At 54.5% G+C, this 17,599-nt stretch carries 15 protein-coding genes and 1 pseudogene; 9 read left to right on the top strand and 7 right to left on the bottom strand.

All coding sequences use genetic code 11. From position 1 onward, the window contains the following. The first annotated feature begins 14 nt into the window (after positions 1-14). Complete coding sequence (locus tag J8X26_RS10195) at positions 15-1,445, top strand: 6-phospho-beta-glucosidase (RefSeq protein WP_208950835.1); 1,431 nt, start codon at positions 15-17, stop codon at positions 1,443-1,445. A 57-nt stretch (positions 1,446-1,502) separates the two neighbouring features. Here J8X26_RS10195 and J8X26_RS10200 read toward each other — a convergent pair whose 3' ends face one another. From J8X26_RS10200 to J8X26_RS10210, 3 genes are all read right to left on the bottom strand, one after another. Further along, positions 1,503-1,997: a DUF3828 domain-containing protein gene (locus tag J8X26_RS10200; protein ID WP_208950836.1), complete on the bottom strand. Its 495-nt coding sequence runs from the start codon at positions 1,995-1,997 to the stop codon at positions 1,503-1,505. Next, complete coding sequence (locus J8X26_RS10205) at positions 1,997-2,365, bottom strand: hypothetical protein (RefSeq protein ID WP_152326078.1); 369 nt, start codon at positions 2,363-2,365, stop codon at positions 1,997-1,999. Before J8X26_RS10205 ends, J8X26_RS10200 begins: the two co-directional genes overlap by 1 nt. A 237-nt stretch (positions 2,366-2,602) precedes the next feature. After that, positions 2,603-3,610, bottom strand: a complete 1,008-nt coding sequence (locus J8X26_RS10210; RefSeq protein WP_208950846.1) for a LacI family DNA-binding transcriptional regulator — start codon at positions 3,608-3,610, stop codon at positions 2,603-2,605. Between the two features lie 200 nt (positions 3,611-3,810). Between J8X26_RS10210 and J8X26_RS10215 the strand changes: the two genes are divergently transcribed. From J8X26_RS10215 to J8X26_RS10245, 7 genes and pseudogenes are all read left to right on the top strand, one after another. After that, positions 3,811-4,890: a cellulase family glycosylhydrolase gene (locus tag J8X26_RS10215; protein ID WP_208950837.1), complete on the top strand. Its 1,080-nt coding sequence runs from the start codon at positions 3,811-3,813 to the stop codon at positions 4,888-4,890. A gap of 42 nt (positions 4,891-4,932) precedes the next feature. Beyond that, complete coding sequence (locus tag J8X26_RS10220) at positions 4,933-6,330, top strand: MFS transporter (RefSeq protein ID WP_152326080.1); 1,398 nt, start codon at positions 4,933-4,935, stop codon at positions 6,328-6,330. 424 nt (positions 6,331-6,754) lie between these two features. Next, positions 6,755-7,597 (top strand): ABC transporter substrate-binding protein, encoded by an 843-nt coding sequence (locus J8X26_RS10225; protein WP_165057334.1) that lies wholly within the window; start codon positions 6,755-6,757, stop codon positions 7,595-7,597. Between the two features lie 24 nt (positions 7,598-7,621). Beyond that, a complete protein-coding gene (locus J8X26_RS10230; RefSeq protein WP_208950838.1) occupies positions 7,622-8,452 on the top strand; it encodes an amino acid ABC transporter ATP-binding protein in 831 nt (276 codons plus the stop codon). After that, positions 8,449-9,210, top strand: a complete 762-nt coding sequence (locus tag J8X26_RS10235) for an amino acid ABC transporter permease (protein WP_208950839.1) — start codon at positions 8,449-8,451, stop codon at positions 9,208-9,210. The genes J8X26_RS10230 and J8X26_RS10235 overlap by 4 nt, the downstream gene beginning before the upstream one ends. Beyond that, a complete protein-coding gene (locus J8X26_RS10240; RefSeq protein WP_165057336.1) occupies positions 9,200-9,892 on the top strand; it encodes an amino acid ABC transporter permease in 693 nt (230 codons plus the stop codon). The genes J8X26_RS10235 and J8X26_RS10240 overlap by 11 nt, the downstream gene beginning before the upstream one ends. A 304-nt stretch (positions 9,893-10,196) precedes the next feature. Beyond that, a pseudogene (locus tag J8X26_RS10245) lies at positions 10,197-10,523 on the top strand (ArsC/Spx/MgsR family protein); the annotation flags it as partial. A 7-nt stretch (positions 10,524-10,530) separates the two neighbouring features. Here J8X26_RS10245 and J8X26_RS10250 read toward each other — a convergent pair. Genes J8X26_RS10250 through J8X26_RS10265 form a run of 4 tightly spaced genes read right to left on the bottom strand, consistent with a single transcriptional unit; the run spans position 10,531 to position 15,634 of the window. Next, complete coding sequence (locus J8X26_RS10250; protein WP_208950840.1) at positions 10,531-12,162, bottom strand: ABC transporter ATP-binding protein; 1,632 nt, start codon at positions 12,160-12,162, stop codon at positions 10,531-10,533. Beyond that, a complete protein-coding gene (locus J8X26_RS10255; protein ID WP_165057340.1) occupies positions 12,159-12,998 on the bottom strand; it encodes an ABC transporter permease in 840 nt (279 codons plus the stop codon). Before J8X26_RS10255 ends, J8X26_RS10250 begins: the two co-directional genes overlap by 4 nt. Beyond that, the gene (locus tag J8X26_RS10260) at positions 12,995-13,990 is read right to left on the bottom strand and encodes an ABC transporter permease (RefSeq protein WP_208950841.1); all 996 of its coding nucleotides are present in this window, start codon (positions 13,988-13,990) and stop codon (positions 12,995-12,997) included. Before J8X26_RS10260 ends, J8X26_RS10255 begins: the two co-directional genes overlap by 4 nt. A gap of 21 nt (positions 13,991-14,011) precedes the next feature. Continuing rightward, positions 14,012-15,634 carry an ABC transporter substrate-binding protein gene (locus tag J8X26_RS10265; protein WP_208950842.1) on the bottom strand — a complete coding sequence of 541 codons (1,623 nt, stop codon included), beginning with the start codon at positions 15,632-15,634 and terminating at the stop codon, positions 14,012-14,014. Between the two features lie 310 nt (positions 15,635-15,944). Here J8X26_RS10265 and J8X26_RS10270 point away from each other — a divergent pair, with 310 nt between their 5' ends. Continuing rightward, positions 15,945-17,237, top strand: a complete 1,293-nt coding sequence (locus tag J8X26_RS10270) for an NtaA/DmoA family FMN-dependent monooxygenase (RefSeq protein ID WP_165057346.1) — start codon at positions 15,945-15,947, stop codon at positions 17,235-17,237. The last annotated feature ends 362 nt before the right edge of the window (positions 17,238-17,599 follow it).

Below are 17,599 nucleotides of genomic sequence, written 5' to 3' on the forward strand. Positions count from 1 at the left end.
AGGAGAAGTAATTCATGGCAGCATCTTTATTTCCTGACGGCTTTTTATGGGGTGGCGCGATTGCCGCAAACCAGGCCGAAGGTGCCAGTTTTGAAGGCGGCAAAGGCCTGACGACGGTCGACATGATCCCGCACGGTGCGCATCGTCTGGCGGTAAAAACCGGTCAGGAAAAGCGCTTCCGTCTGGACGCGACAGAGTTTTACCCGAGTCATCAGGCGATTGATTTCTATCATCGTTATAAAGAAGACATCGCGATGATGGCCGAAATGGGCTTCACCGTATTCCGTACTTCAATTGCCTGGAGCCGTCTGTATCCTAATGGCGATGAGTTAACGCCGAATGCGGAAGGCATTGCGTTCTACCGTGACGTTTTTGCCGAGTGTAAAAAATACGGCATCGAACCGCTGGTTACGCTGTGTCATTTCGATGTGCCGATGCATCTGGTGATTGAGTACGGTTCATGGCGGAACCGCAAAATGGTCGAGTTTTTCGCCCGTTATGCGCGCACCTGTTTTGAGGCGTTCGACGGGCTGGTGAAATACTGGCTGACGTTTAATGAGATCAATATCCTGTTGCACAGCCCGTTCTCCGGCGCGGGTTTAGTGTTCGAAGAGGGCGAAAATCAGGAGCAGGTCAAATATCAGGCGGCGCACCATGAGCTGATTGCCAGCGCGCTGGCCACGAAAATTGCCCATGAAGTGAACCCTGAAAATCAGATCGGTTGCATGCTGGCGGGCGGGAATTTCTATCCGCGCACCTGCAAGCCGGAAGATGTCTGGGCGGCGCTGCAAAAAGACCGCGAAAACCTGTTCTTTATCGACGTTCAGGCGCGTGGCGCTTATCCGTCCTACACCCGCCGCGTATTCGCTGAAAAAGGCATCGTCATCGATAAACAGCCGGGTGATGACGACATTCTCAAAAACACCGTCGATTTCGTGTCCTTCAGTTATTACGCCTCGCGCTGTGCGTCCGCTGACATGAACGACAACAACAGCAGCGCGGCGAACATCGTAAAATCACTGAAAAACCCTCACATCAAAGCCAGCGAATGGGGCTGGGGTATTGACCCGCTTGGCCTGCGCATCACCATGAACATGATGTACGACCGCTACCAGAAACCGTTATTCCTGGTGGAAAACGGCCTCGGCGCAAAAGATGAAATCAACGCGCAGGGCGAAATCGTCGATGATTACCGCATCAGTTATTTGCGCGAACACATCAAAGCTATGGGCGAAGCCATCGCCGACGGCATCCCGGTCATCGGCTACACCTCGTGGGGCTGCATCGATCTGGTTTCCGCCTCCACCGGCGAAATGAGCAAACGCTACGGCTTTGTCTACGTTGACCGTGACGACAGTGGCAACGGCACGCTGGAAAGAACCCGTAAGAAATCGTTTTACTGGTACAAAAAAGTGATAGCCAGTAACGGAGGGGATTTGGAGTAGTTATTACGTCAAAGGCCAGAATACTCTGGCCTTTAAAATTCAAAAGATGACGATTGTTTAATTGTTATCCGCATAATGCCGGGCAGATGAAATGGCGTAATCATCAAAGATATTCTGCTCGTCATCATCGCTGACATTGCGCACGCGATATATTTTCCATTCCTCATCTTCTTTTTTAAGGTACACAGCTAGTTTTAGCGTTTTGCCTTCTTCAATACCTATATTCACATCGGCCAACTTGCCGCCCATAAAATCATGAATGTTAGTCACGCTAAGTTTATCAATCCATCCGGGCGCATAATCTTGAGTATAAGTGAAATAATCGGAGCTTATGATTTCCTGTTCGGGAATGGCGAGTATTTCAGAAATTCGATGGCGTGTATCGACAGCGATATATTCATCATTCAGTGGTGAATTAATGTTCATGTCTTGATCAGGTTTCACTAAGCTATTCAGATACTGCCTGTAAAAAGTTTCAACTCGCTGTTCTGCGCTCTGGTGCGTAGCGCAACCGGCAAGACTGAGCATTATCATTAAAATAAAGGAGCGCATTAGTTTTTCCTGTAAATAACATAGTGTGGGCGGGCGTTTCTGTAACCCGGACCGGCCCACATATCCCTTTGACGAAAATCAGAATACCAGACTTGTCCGTCAAAGATTGCCATATGTCCTTCGGGACGCCCTCCTGCATAAGGCTGAATGATCACAACGTCACCTTCCCGTGGATCCTCACCGGAACCTAAGGGTCTGAATCCTGCACTTTCAAGCAGGCTTCCATAGTTTCTGGCGTCGTGAGTATGTCCGATATTGACGCCACCGGCTTCAATGGCTTCTCGTGTAAATGTCGCGCAATTACCTGTAGATGTCGAGCCTGCACGCCAGCGTGCGTGTGCAACGGCAGCCGTTTTATTCCATGACATAAAATATTTCCTTATAAAGTCATTCTGACTGGGCAGGTAAATTATTATTTCTAACTAAAATAAAGCCTGCCTGATTTCACAATAACGCGCATAAGATAATATTTTATGGGGTATGTTAAGTTCTGATTTATCAAAGTAGGTAATCAGTATTATTTAGTGAAAGGGGTATTGAACCCCTTAGTTTGTTTTTCTGACTATTATCAATGTCATACTTTAATCGCCATTAAAACAGATAATTTACCTGACCGTACTCGCCCGAACCTTCAATTTCCCCGCCATAATAACGCGCGTGGCGGCGTCTTCGCCGGAGCACAAATATTCCACCGCCATCCGGCCTAATTCGTTATACGGCAACTGGACGCTGGTGAGTTTTGGCGTCATCTGATCGGCGATGCGCTGATCGTCGTATCCGGCGACCAGAATGTCCTGCGGAATTCGCAGATGCAGTTCGGTCAGCGCCTGATAACAACCGATGGTCATCCAGTCGCTGGAGCAGAAAATCGCATCCGGTGGTTCGGGCTGATCCATCAGTTGCAACGTTGCGCGATAGGTTTCATTGAGTGACCAGTTGGTGGCCTGCACCAGCCGGTCGTCGGGCGTCATTCCCGCCTGCGTCAGGGCTTCGCGGTAACCTTCGAGACGCTTTTCACACGCTTCCATCCAGTTATCACCCATGATGTGTGCGATTCGCGTGGCCCCCTGATCAATAAGATGGTGTGTAATTTGCAACGCGTTTGCCCGGTCGTCAGGCAGGAAAGTGGGCAGCAGCGGATACGCGCGGTCGTACACATTCAGCAGGACGACCGGTAACGTCGTCTGGTTAACAAAGGGAGAGAAATCAATGGACTGTGTAACGGGCGACGCAATAATTATGCCTGCACAACGCCGCTGATTGAGTTGTGCGATGATCCGCACAGCCAGTTCTGCGTCGTCGCCGTAATCGTAAATCGTCAGCAGCGTATCATGCCGCCACGCGGCTTCCCGGGCTTCGCTGAGGGCATCAACAAACGGGTCATAGCTGGGCATCCCGTTGATCAGCAGTGCAATTTCTTCCTGACCGTTGTCCCGGTGGGGGGCTGGCATTTTTTTGTAACCCAGCAAGAGCGCGGTATTAAACACGCGTTCACGGGTTTCTTCGCTGAGTTTGACGGAACGTGAATTGTTTAAAATCAGTGAAACGGTGGCCTGCGAAACCCCGGCTTCCCGCGCAATATCACTCATCGTGACTTTGTTTTTCTTCTCCATTTCCCTTTTCCCGTCTGCCATTTATCTCTCCTTTTTCACTATATCACAGCGGTCTTTTTTGCCCGACCACCACGCAGGCTGGCTAAAAAGAGTGTGATCTCACCAGCAGAACCCGCATGACGGATTTGCAGCAATGCCAGTCAGGTAATAAACATTAGCTAATAATATTAGTCAATGAACGATAATGCGAGGAAAAAACGATGAAAGAGCAATGGAATCAACAGCAGGCAGCACAGTGGAGCCAACAGCAGGGATGGATTTGCGGATTCAACTACTTACCGCGCACGGCGGTGAACTGGACGGAACTCTGGCAGCGCGAAACATTCGATGCGCCGACTATCGATCAGGAACTGGGCTGGGCGCACGACGCCGGTTACAACCAGCTGCGCATCAATTTGCCGTTTATTGTCTGGCAGGTTGACCGCGACGGGTTGCTGGCGCGCATCGATCAGTTCCTGAGTATCGCGGCACGTCATCAGATAAAAGTGATGCTGACGCTGATGGACGACTGCGGTTTTTCTGGCGATGAGCCGTATCTCGGGCCGCAAAAAGCGCCGGAGCCGGGAAAACATAACAGCCAGGCGGCAGCGAGTCCGGGGCGCGACGTGGTGTGTAACCGCGAAATGTGGCCGCAGATTGAGGATTATGTGCGCGACCTCATCCGCCATTTTCGCACTGACACCCGTATCGCTATCTGGGATTTGTACAACGAACCGGGTAACCGCGGCACGTTTGCGACCGGGCTGGAAGAAGTGTTGTATGACGAAAAGCTGGAAGTTTTCGCGCTCGATCTGATGCAAAAGGCGTTTGTCTGGGCACGTGAGGAAGACCCGCAGCAACCGCTGACCGTCGGTGCGTGGCATTTCTCGCAGGATTTGGATCAGCCGGAAAGTGAGTTTTTTACGCACCCGATTGATGTCGCAGCGGCAAAACTGTCTGATGTCATCAGCTTTCATGCCTACGTCGCCACGCCAAAACTTCTGCAGGCGCTGCGTTTCTGGCAGAAATTCAACCGCCCGATGCTGTGTACCGAATGGCTGGCGCGCCACGTCGGCAGCGTTTTCGAAGAGCAATTGCCGTTGTTCAGCGCCTTCAACGCCGGGTGTTATCAGTGGGGGCTGGTGCGCGGAAAAACCCAGACCACGCTGCCGTGGCCGGTAGTGCGTAAGGGCAATCATGATTACGCCCATTTGTGGTTCCACGATGTGCTGGACGAATACGGTATCCCGTTCCGTCGCGCTGAAATGGATCTTGTCCGCCGTTTAACGCGTATGAAATAACCCTTCAACATGTTGCACAGGGAAGTGCGAGGCTGAATAAAAATGACGATTTCAATGAAAATCCCGTCCAGGGAATTGTGGTCTTATTTTGGTTACGGGCTGGGGCAATGCTTCAGTTTCGGATTAGTGGGTTCCTTTATTAACTATTTCTACACCGATGTATTGGGTATTTCCGCGCTGGCGGCGAGCACGATATTTCTGGTCGCCCGCGCGTGGGATGCCATACACGATCCGTTATTTGCCAGCGTCATGGACACCATCCAAACCCGCTTCGGGAAATTTCGTCACTTTATGTTGCTGGCGCCTTTCCTGATTACGCTGGTCACGCTGGCCTCGTTTTATAATATTGATGCGCCGATGGGGACGAAAATTCTCTACGCCGGTGCAACTTATATATTATGGGGCACGTTGTACGCCATTTCGGATATTCCTTTCTGGTCGATGAGTTCGGTGATGAGCTCGGAGCCGAAAGAACGCACCAAAGCGGTCACCGCCGCCGTGCTGGGCGTGAACGCAGGTATCGCTTGCGCGTCGATCTTCTTCCCGCGGCTGACGGCATTTTTCGCGCCGGGCTCCGGCGATCACGGTTACTTTATGGCAACTGTGGTGATGATGGTGATCGGCTTGCTGCTGATGATTAACGGGTTCTGGAATATCAAAGAACGTGTACCGCCAAGCAGTGAAAAAGTCACCATGCGCGATACGTTTCATAACCTGAAAAATAACCGGCCACTGTTCTTTGTTCTGGCGGCATTCTTTTTCTGTGTCCTGCACAATATTGCCAACGGCATTTACATCTATTTCTTTATTTATAATATGGGCGATGGTGCATTACAGGCGGCAATTGGTGTGATGGGAATATTAGCGGCGATTGCCTGTCTGACCGCACCGTTATTAACGCGGCGTTATAAAAAACGTTCCCTGTTTATTGTGCTTTGCGCACTGGATATTGTGGTGCGCGTCATCTTGTGGTTCAGCGGATATCACAACATGACCTGGCTGTTTATTCTGCTGGGCCTCAGCACGGTATTTGTCATGATGAGCAACCTGTTTACCTCCGCGATGATTGTCGACACCATCGAATATGCCGAATACAAAACCAATAAACGCTGCGCGGCGATCACGTTCTCCGGCCAGACGTTTACCGGGAAGATGTCCGTTGCGGTCGGCGGCGGGCTGGTAGGGATATTCCTGACCGCGATTCATTACGTTCCGCAGGCCGCTCACCAGACGGAAAGCGTGATGAATGGCTTGTTCTTCGGTATCAGCCTGTTGCCCGCAATCGGCTCATTAATCCGCATTGGCTTCATGTGGTTCTTCGATTTCACCGAAGACAAACACGCTGAAGTGCTGGCCATTCTCGAGCAACGCCGCAAATCCGGTGAAGTGTTCGAAGAGCCTCAGCAACCGGGGGAATTATTGCCTTCCGGCAGGGCATAACGGACATTTTTGGTGCAAAAAATCACCAGTGCTAAAATTTTTCCTGGCTAACGTTCTGAATTTGTTAGGACGGTTAAGTTGGCATACAAGCTGCATTAGCTTTTATGACATGAGTGAAATACGTCAGTACAGAGAGATTACGGATGAAGGCGTCCGTTAGCGTTCAGGTTGCTGAGCGCTAACAGGACGCTTTTTTTTATGGGTTTTGGCCACGAGCCCAGGCTTTGACCAGAGATGCGCCCCCGCATCTTGCCACTCAGATCCAACCCTTATGCATTAATCATCCATCTATATCCTTTTTTGTTAGTGGCAGCCGCCCGTTCCTATATGCAATTCTCTGACCTACAAAACAAAAACGTTATTTACCTGCCAGATTATAAATTTAGGGCGCGAGCCCTCTTAAGATGACTTATAAGGAAAAACTATGGCTGCTTCTTCAGTAATCAAAAATAAATTCAATAAAAGCGTTGTTTCCGCCGGTCTGTTTTTGGCGCTCAGCGCAGTTTCAACTTTTGCAGCCCATGCAGATCAGCTGGCTGATATCAAAAAAGCCGGCGTGGTGAAAGTGGCTACGTTTGATTCCAATCCACCGTTCGGTTCTGTGGATGCCAAAACGCACGATATCGTCGGTTATGACGTTGATTTTGCGAAAGCGCTGGCGAAAACGCTGGGCGTAAAATTACAACTGGTGCCGACCAATCCGGCGAACCGTATTCCGTTATTGCAGTCCGGCAAAGCCGATCTGATTGTGGCGGATATCACCATCACGCCGGAACGCGCGAAAGTGGTCGATTTCTCCCTCCCTTATTTCGTGACCGGCCAGCAGTTCCTGGTGCCGGCCAGTTCACCGGATAAACTCGACGCCTACGCCACGGCGCGTATCGGCGCGGTGAAAGGCACCACCGGCGAGCAGGAATTGCATAACCGCTTCCCGCAATCGCGCGTGTTGTCTTACGACGATATACCTCTGGCACTTTCTGCGCTGCGTAACGGCAACGTGCAGGCGATTACGCAGGACAGCACCATTCTGGCAGGATTGCTGGATGGCGCGCCGGACAAGGCAAAATACAAAGTCTTGCCTGAATTACTGAGCAAAGAAGAGATTGGCGTTGGCGTGAAAAAAGGCGAAACCAGCCTGCTGAAAGTGGTGAATGACGAGCTGCTGAATCTGGAGAAAAACGGTCAGGCGGTGAGCATTTATAACGTCTGGTTTGGCCCGCAGACAAAATCTCCGCAGCCACGTCTGTTCAAGATTGAAGCCAAATAATCCGCTTTATGCAAGGTAATGCACATGCAGCAAGACTCCTTATCAACCGCAGCGACGTCTGCGGTTTTTTCACATTCAAACACCGCTAAAACCACGGCGGTTGAATTTCGTCAGGTCAGTAAATCTTTCGGTCATCACCCCGTGATCCGGAATGTCAGTCTGAGCGTCGCCAGCGGCGATGTGGTGGCGGTCTGCGGGCCGTCCGGCTCGGGGAAATCCACGCTCATCCGCCTGATTAATCAGCTGGAAACCGTCACTGATGGCGAAATTCTCATCCACAACAAACCGACACGCGGCCTGAGCGGACCGGCGCTACGCGAATTACGTACGCACATCGGTTTTGTGTTTCAGCAGTTCAACCTGTACGCCCATCTGACCGCGCAGGACAACGTCAGCCTCGCGCTGATTAAAGTCCACGGCTGGAAGAAAAGTGATGCACGCGGGAAGGCGCTGGCGCTCCTGACCCGCGTCGGTTTGCAGGACAAAGCGCAGCATTATCCCGAGCAGCTTTCCGGCGGACAGCAGCAGCGCGTGGCGATTGCCCGGGCGCTGGTGACGGATCCGGACATCATTTTGTTCGATGAACCGACGTCGGCGCTGGATCCGGAGATGATCGGCGAAGTCCTGCTGGTTATGCAGGAACTGGCGAAAAGTGGCATCACGATGATTGTGGTGACGCACGAAATGAGTTTTGCCCGTGAAATTGCCGATCGGGTGATTTTCATGGACGGCGGCGAGATCCTGGAACAGGCGGAACCGGAGGATTTCTTCCTGCGGCCGCAGCATCCGCGTGCGCAACGTTTTCTGCAAAAAGTCCTGTTCCCGCTGCATCCTGAAACAGGAGCGGGGCAATGATCTGGCATCCTGACTGGGCTGGCGTGCTCACCGGCCAGCCTTTGCAGTGGATTATTTCCGGCTTTCTCACCACGCTTTACGTCAGTATGGCGGGCAGTGTGCTGGCGACACTTCTGGTGGTGTTACTGATCGCGCTGCGCCTGAGTCAGTCGCGTCTGGCGCGCGGTGCGGTAGCGGCGTTTGTGTCGGTTTTCCGCAACACGCCGCTGCTGGTTCAGCTGCTTTTCTGGTATTTCGCTGCGTATGGCGCACTGCCGCAAAGCTGGCGTTTTTACATCGGCGATACCCATGCGTGGGCGGTATTCCCCGGCAATATTGCGTGGCTCACACCGGAATTTGTGTGCGCCGCGTGGGGGCTGGGATTATTCACCGCCGCGTTTCTGGTGGAAGAAGTGCAGGCGGGGCTGAATTCGATGCCGAAAGGCCAGACCGAAGCCGCGATTTCACAGGGCTTCAGCCGCAAAACGCTGCTGCTTTCGATCCTGTTACCGCAGGCGCTGACCAACGCCTGGCAGCCGATCACCGGGCAATATCTCAACCTGATGAAGCTTTCCTCGCTGGCGACCGGCATCGGATTCTCCGAGCTGACGTATCAGGTCAGTCAGATTGAAAGTTACAACGCGCACGCCTTTGAAGGTTTTGCGGTCGGCACGTTGCTGTATCTGGCGCTGGGGATGATCCTTGGCGGGCTGATGACAGTATTTGGCCCGAAACGCCCGCAACAAAGGCCGCAGGCGGAGGTGAACGATGGAATTTGACTGGTCGGTTCTGCACGATAACTTCACATACATGCTGTGGGGAAGGCTGGCCGACGGCGAACCGGGGGGCGTTTTACTCACGCTGATCATGGCCGTTTCTGCTGGCGTGCTGGCGTTAGTGCTGGGCGTCGCAATGGCCGCGTTAGCCTGGCGTTTCGGTGGCTGGACGCGAAAATTGCTGTTTTTGTGGGCGTCGTTTATTCGCGGCATCCCGCTGATTTTTGTGATTTTCTGGCTGTATTTCCTGCTGCCGGTGGTGTTTGGCGGCTCGATCCCCGGCCCGCTGACGGTGATTATCGCACTTGCCTGGTTTACCTCGGCGGCGGTGATGCACTCCACGCTGGCCGGGCTGGAGTCACTGCCGCGCGGGCAAACCGAAGCGGGGATTGCGTCCGGCATGAGTTACAGCCAGGTTTTGCTTAATGTCCTGCTGCCGCAGGCGTGGCCGAACCTGTTGCCGTCGTATCTCGGGTTGCTGATCTCGCTGGTGAAAGACACCTCGCTGGCGTTTATCGTCAATGTGCCGGAGCTGACCACCGTCGCGGGGCAGGTGAATAACCGGGTGCAAATCTACCCGGCAGAGATCTTCCTGTTTGTCGGCCTGATGTACTACCTGCTGTGTGCATCGCTGGCGTATGTTGCGGGCAAATCGATTAAACGCCGTCAGGCATCGCGGGCGTAACAGACCATTAAGCCATCTGTGAAATCTCATATTTTCGCCTGATTCACACGGGCAGAGAGTTCCTGATGGCTTTCCTTTCTTTCGCGGTAACCTACAACAGATGAGTTCCAAGAATTGCGCTGTGTGTGATGCCATTGACTAGCTTAAAAGGCAAAGAAAACATGGCCACCCTGAAATGCGGGTAGCCATATTTTACCCGATGAATCAGGGTTAAATAACGTTCCTGACCTTGATAGAAAGCCCGCTTCTGAACTTATTGAATTTGTTTTCGCAAGATTTGCCAGCTTCTTTACCTCGCTGACAGTACCTGGAAACGCCGCCTTCGCGTGAAGAACTGGTGAAACCGTTTGCCGCGATGGGCATTTCTGTCAGGGAACTGCGACGCGTTAACACCGCGCCTTATGGCGAACTCGGGCTGGATAATCCGGACTTCACCGATGCGCAGCGCATTGACGCGATACTTTTGCATCCAATCCTGATGAACCGCCCGGAAGTGGTGACGCCGCTCGGGGCCGCGCTGTGCCGCCCGTCAGAGAAGGTTCTGGATATTCTTCCGGATGCGCAGAAAGGCGCGTTCACCAAAGAAGACGGCGAATGCGTGGTGGATAAAGACGGTAAGCGGCTTGTCTGAACGGTGTTTAAAACGCTGCCGCCGTTTGCCGGTTTGAACTCACCACCGGCAGGGCATTAATCAGCTTTTGGGTCCACGGATGAGCAGGGCGGTGGAAGACGTCATCGACCTGTCCGTGCTCGACCACGCTGCCGTCTTTCATCACCATCACCCTGTCCGCCAGATGATGTACTACGCCGAGATCGTGCGAAATAAACAGCAGCGCGGTGCGGTGTTCCGCCTGCATTTCGGCCAGTAAATCGAGCACCTGCGCCTGTACGGAAACGTCCAGCGCGCTCACCGGCTCGTCGGCCACGAGTAATGCAGGATTCGGCGCAAAAGCGCGGGCGATCGCAACACGCTGGCGCTGGCCGCCGGAAAGTTCACGCGGATACCGCCGTAAAAATCCTTCACCGAGCTGCACTTCATCGAGCAACTGAAGGATGCGGCGACGTCGTTCATCGCCAAAAATGTCCACGCTGTCGAGGCTTTCCCCGATGATTTTTTCCACGTTAAAACGCGGATCAAAAGAGCTGAGCGGATCTTGTGCGATCAGCTGAATCCCGCGGCGTTGCAGTCTGCGGACGGATTCGGGGATCTGACTCCAGCGCTGCCCCTGAATAGTAATCGTACCGGAACCGGGTTCCGTCAGGCCGAGCACCATTCTGGCCAGCGTGGTTTTCCCCGAGCCGGATTCACCCACAATCCCCAACGTTTCGCCCGCCGCCAGCGTCAGGCTGACGTGCTTAACCACGGCTTTGTCCGCGTAATGCTTGCTCAGATTGCGCACGTCCAGCACCGGTTCGCCGGTGGCGATATTTTTGACGGGCAGCGGCCTGCCGCTCTGGCCGGAGAGTTTCAGCCCGCGCGTGGCAGGGCCGGGAATGGCGGCGAGCAGCTGGCGGGTATACGGGTGATCCGGCCTGCTCAGCAGTTTTTCGCCCGTGCCTTCTTCCACCACTTTGCCCTGATGCATCACCAGGATCCGGTCGGCGAGCTGCCCGACCACGGAAAGGTCGTGGCTGATCAGCAGCAGGCTTTCGCCCCGGTCGCGGCGCTGTTGCAGCAGATCCAGAATCTGCTTCTGCACCGTCATATCCAGCGCCGTGGTGGGTTCATCGGCAATCAGCAAACCGGGTTTCCCGGCCAGCGCGGTGGCAATCAGCACACGCTGACGAAGCCCGCCGGAAAGCTGATGCGGATACGCCGTCAGCCGGTTTTCAGCATCAGGAATACCCACCGACTGGAGCAGCGAAATGCTTTGCGGATGCAGCTCGTGCGGCTTACCGGCACGGTTCGCCTGCAACGCATCACGTAGCTGCTGGCTGATGCGGCGCAACGGGTCAAGCGACACCAGCGCATCCTGCAAGACATAGCCAATTTTGCTGCCACGAATTTTACGCCAGCGGCGCTGGCTGGCGCCAAGCATATCCTGCCCGTCGATCACAAAACGGTCAGCGGTGATACGCGCTTTGGCGTCCTGTAGCCCCAGCAGACTGCGGGCGGTGACGGTTTTACCTGAGCCGGACTCGCCGACGAACGCGATGGATTCCCCGCGTCTGAGCTGTAAATTCAGGCCGCTAACGGCCGGTTTTTCGCCGTCTGCTGAGGGAAAGGTGATCGAAAGATTGCGGATATCAATAAACAGTGCGTCGCTCATGGCTGTTTCCCTTCAAAAGTGGCCTGCCAGTAGCGGCCAAGCGTGTTCACAGAAATTACCGTCAGGGTGATCGCCACGCCCGGCCAGACGCCAATCCACCACGCATTGCGCAGATAATTACGGCCTTCGGCCAGCATCAGCCCCCATTCTGCGGTCGGCGGTTGCGGCCCCATGCCGAGAAAACTTAAACCTGCCGTGCCGATAATTGCGGTGCCCAGCCCGAGCGTTGCCAGCGCCGGAACGTGCGCGATAGCATGCGGAAGCACATGCCGCCAGACCAGAACGTGGCGTTTGAGGCCCAGCGTGCGCGCCTGTTCCACGTAACCGGAGGACATCACCACAAAGGTTTGTGCCCGCACCACACGGGTGAAGCGAGGCACAGAAGCGACGCCTAGCGCGAAGATCAGATTGGTGGTGCCGGGGCCGGTGAACGCAATCAGCATCAGTGCGAGCAGTAAATCCGGGAACGCGGAAACCACGTCCACGGCGCGGCTGATCAGCTCATCGGGCGGGCCTTTGAATAATCCGGCGAGTAAGCCGAGCAGGCTGCCGATGCTGACCGCCACGGCCATCGCCGCGAGGCTGATCAGCAGGGAATACCGGCTGCCGTAAATGATGCGCGCCAGCACGTCGCGCCCGAGCTGGTCGGTGCCCAGCCAGTGTTCAGCGGTAGGTGGAAGTTGCGCGTTAACCGGATCGGCGTTCAGCGGGTCGAAATGCGTCAGCCACGCGGGGAAAATCACCGCCAAAGCGACCAGCAGCAAATACACGGCAGCGAGAAGGTAACCGGTGGAAAACCGGCGCTTCACGCCGCCTGAAATCAGCAACTGGCTCATGCTTTTTCTCCGTCATTCTGGCCGTTATCCCGCAGGCGCGGGTCGATAAACAGATATAAAATATCCACCAGCGTACTGAGCACGACGTACACCAGCGCGGAGAAAATCGCCACCGCCAGCACCACCGGCAGGTCTTTACCCAGAACGGCATCGACGGTGATTTTGCCCAAACCGGGGCGGCCAAACACCTGCTCGGTGATCACCGCGCCGCTGAGCAAACCGCCAATCAGCCAGCCGGTCAGCGTGACGGCGGGCAGGGCGGCGTGGCGCAGTGCGTGGCGTAAACGGATAATGCGGTTGCCCAGCCCCCACGCACGTAACGTCAGCACAAAGGGTTCGTCGAGCGCATCTTCCAGCCCGCGCCGCAATACCTGAGAAACCACCGCGCCCTGCGCCAGTCCGAGGGATAACGCCGGTAATAACAGCGAGGAAAAACTGCGGTCGCCCGCCACCGGGAACCAGCGCAGCGTAAAGCTGAAGATAAACAGCAGCACGATGCCGAGCCAGAAAGAGGGCGTCGAGGCCAGAACCAGCTCGATGCCGCCCGCAATGCGTTGCCCCCAGCGGCGGTGCGCGGTCGTCACTGCCATCACCACGGCAAACACCAGGCTGACGACCAGCGCCAGTCCGGTGAGTTTGAGAGTCGGCCACAGCTGCGATAGCACCAGCGAACTGACGTCGGTATTGAGCATATAAGAACGGCCAAAATCACCGTGCAAAACGCGCCAGAGATAGTGCAGATATTGCATATACAAGGGTTGATCCAGCCCCCATTCTGCGCGGATCGCCGCTTCAATCGCCGGTGTTTGTACCTGTTCGCCCATCAGCAAACTGACAATATCGCCCGGCGCGAGATACACGCTGATAAAAGACAGCGTGACCGCGGCCCACAGCACCAGCACGCCGCTCAGCAACCGCCGGACAACGCGACCGCGCCATGAAGGCCCTGGCTTAGGCCGCTGCGGGGGAATAAAGGTACTTTCAGCCGACATAATAAAGCTCCTTACTTCTGATTAATGCTTGCTCAGCCAGACGTCGTAGGCGTTTTCCGGCATCTGTTTGAACGGTCTGAAACCCACGCCGTGAACGTAAGACGCCGCCGCAATCTGGTCTTCCGGCTCGTAAAGCGGGATCGCCAGCGCCTGCTGCAATACGGCAAAGTTTTGCAACTGGCTGTAGAAGGTTTTACGTTCTGCGTTATCCAGCGTTTGCGACGCGCCTTTCAGCAGCGGAATGATTTCCGGTGCATCGGTGCGGCTGTAGTTGATCGAGCCACCGGCATTGACCGGCAGGTAATGGTTCTCGATATCGATGCCGTCGGTGTCGGTATTGGAGTTGGCAATTGAGCCAAACTGACCGGTTTTTCTGACTTCGGTATAGGTCCCGGAATCGACGTAACGGATTTTCAGATCCACGCCCAGCCGTTGCCGTGCCTGTGCCTGCAAGGCCTGCAACAGGACGTCACGCTGGTCACGCACGGTGGCCTGTGCCTGAATAATTTCGATGCTCAGTGGCTTGCCGTCTTTGGTGCGGATGCCGTCAGCGCCTTTGGTTTTCCAGCCTGCTTCGTCCAGAAGCTGGTTCGCCAGCGCTGGATTATTGCCGTATTTGCCGGTCAGGCTGGCGTCATACAAGGGATCAACCGGCGACGTAATGCCCCAGACGCGCGTGCGTTCGCCGCGATAAATCGATTGAAGGATCGGAGAAATATCCAGCCCCTGTAAAATCGCCTGTCGTACTTTCACTTCCTGCGTAGGGCCATATTGCACATTCAGGAACAGCGAATACGGCGTGCCGGTGTTCAGCGCGTGCTGATAGCTGAAATCCGTGTTGTCCTTGAATTCGCCCGCATCGTTGCCGGACACGCCTTCAATGACATCCACCTGACCGGAAAGCAGCGCGCCGGTGCGAACGGAAGATTCCGGCAGGAAACGGTACGTGACGCTTTCGAGATACGCCGGGCCCTGATGTTTCGCATTCGACGACGCCCAGTGGTAATCCGGGTTGCGCACATATTCAATCTGCTGGCCTTTCTCATAACGCTTAAGAATGAACGGGCCGGTGCCTGCGATATCTGTGCCACCGGCTTTCAGTTGCGGCGATGTCCACGACGACGGTGAGATCAGTTTCAGGCCGGAAGCAAACGAGAGGAACGGGCTGTAAACCTGCTTCAGCGTGAGGGTAACCGTGTGCTCGTCCGGTGTGGCGATGGTATCGATTCGCCCGGCCAGCGCACAAATACTCGAACCCGCGCAATACGCCGGATCCTGTGCATGTCGGAAGTTTTCTGCCACGGCGGTGGACGTCAGTTTTTCCCCGTTGGAAAACTTCACGTCATCGCGCAGGGTAAAGGTGTAAGTTTTGCCGTCACCGGAAACGTGATAACCGGTCGCCAGCCACGGGATATACGCGCCGTCCGGCGTGCGCGCCAGCAGTGATTCATAGGCAACGCGCAGGATAAGCTCGGCTTTGGATTGCCCGTTTAACTGCGGATTCAGCGTATTGGGCTCGGTTTCGACGCCCCACGTCAGGCTTCCGCCTTGCTGAGGTTGTTCAGCGGCATACAGCGACTGCCCGGAAGAAAGCACCAGAAGTGTTAAAGCAGAAAGAGAACGCACACCAGCAAAAGATTTCATACATTTCCCGTCAGGTCATTAATCATGAATTATTCGAATAAGCGCATAAATAATAAGGATGCCGCGCTATTAACCGGCGGCTGAAAGGAATTATTAAGGGCAGGTTACTAAGTTGTAAAATCACAATATTTGCTTATCAGCGAAAATAAATGACTTAGCGAAAAATTATTTTTTTGATCAACCAGGGAATAATCAGCAAAATCCGGCTTATCCATATTCAGGATTATGAAATGCTTTTTTCTTCGTGGCTTAATCACCTCTGTTCTCTATTTTTAACGCAGGTTTATCTTTCCCGTTAAAGGAGATCAGTTTGACCAGTTCATCCCGCAGACGTTTAAAAACCCTGGCCGGAGCAGGGAGCGCGATCTACGCCTCTGATGATCCGCGCCCGGATACCGGTATTTCCCGTGCTGTTACGCTGGCTAAAAAAGCGGAGAAAGAGAAATTCACTGCGCTTTTCACCGCCGATTTATTGCAGGCGGATCCCGACGGGCTTTCCGGTTCAACCGGCAGTCAGGATCCGATTGTCACACTCGCCGCGCTCAGCCAGGTGACGTCACAAATCGGGCTGATCGCCACCGTTTCAACCACCTATCAGCACCCGTACAATCTGGCGCGACTGATTGGCACGCTTGATCACGTCAGCGGTGGCCGGGCGGGCTGGAACGCCGTGACGTCCTCGGTGGGTGAGGAAAACTTTGGTGACATTCAGCTCCCCGCGCCGGAAGTGCGTTACGCCCGCGCGACGGAATTTATCCAGGTCATCAATGCTTTATTTGACGCCAATCAGCCGGACGCGGTGACGCGCAGTAAGAACGGTTCGGTGAAAATTGACCCGCGTAAACTGCACCCGATTAATCATCACGGGGATTTTTTCCGCGTACAGGGCCCGCTGAATGTACCGCCGCCGCCACAGCGCAGGCCGGTACAATTTCAGGCCGGGCAATCCGAAGAAGGCCTGAAACTCGGTGCGAAATACGCCGAAGTGATCTACACCTCGCAGCCGACGCTGGAAGATGCCAAAGCCTTTGTTGAGCGCGTGCATCATCACGCCGATGCGTCTGGCCGCCGCGAAAACCGGCCACTGATCATGAACTCGTTCCATTCGATCATCGGCGAAAGCCCGTCAGACGTGGCGCGTCGTCTGTTCGAAAAGCACGAGCGGATTGATTATCAGCAGGGGCGGCTCAAAGTCGCGGATATGTTGGGCGGCGAAATAGACCTGCGCGATTCCCCGCTGGATCAGCCGATCCCGCTGCGGTTACTGCCGGACGTCGAACAGGTCAACCGCCGTCGCGGGCGTGCGGAAATCTTCAAACGTTTCGCCTTACAGGGGCTGACGCTGCGCGAACTGATCATCCAGGCACAGGAAACCGGCCACTGGTTTGTCGCCGGAACGCCGGAATCGCTGGCGGACGCCATAGAAGAGCGCTACCGCGCGGGTGTGCTGGATGTGATTTCATTACATGGATTGGGTCAGGCGGATCAGGAGGATTTACTGTTGAACGGGTTATTGCCGGAGTTGCGGAAACGGGAGCTAATCGACCGCGATTACAACGGGGGGGATTTTCGGGCAAATCTTGGCTTGCCCGGACCGCTTTAAAATCGGATTTTCACTTGCAGTGAGGGCTGACAGTTGATCGTTGATCGAGAAGATTTCGGTTTTTCACTTGCAGTGTGAGGCTGTCGAGAGATCGAGAAAGTTTCGGTTTTTCACTTGCAGTGTGACTATGTCGAAAGATCGAGAAAGTTTCGGTTTTTCAATAACTGTGATGACTTAACTCACTGCGCCGAAACCGACCAAAGAGGGCTATGACGAGCCCTCTTTGGAATCTCCGCGTCTTTTTTACTTCGCGCTCCGCTCGCTGGCTATGTTTCAGCAACTCCGGCTAATGCCGCAAACGCCGCCGCTGCGCGGTTCTCTCGCCTCGGGTTCGAACCTGCTCGAAAAAAGACTCTCGCTGT

Source organism: Rahnella sp. ChDrAdgB13 (assembly GCF_017655185.1).
Lineage (GTDB): Bacteria > Pseudomonadota > Gammaproteobacteria > Enterobacterales > Enterobacteriaceae > Rahnella > Rahnella contaminans.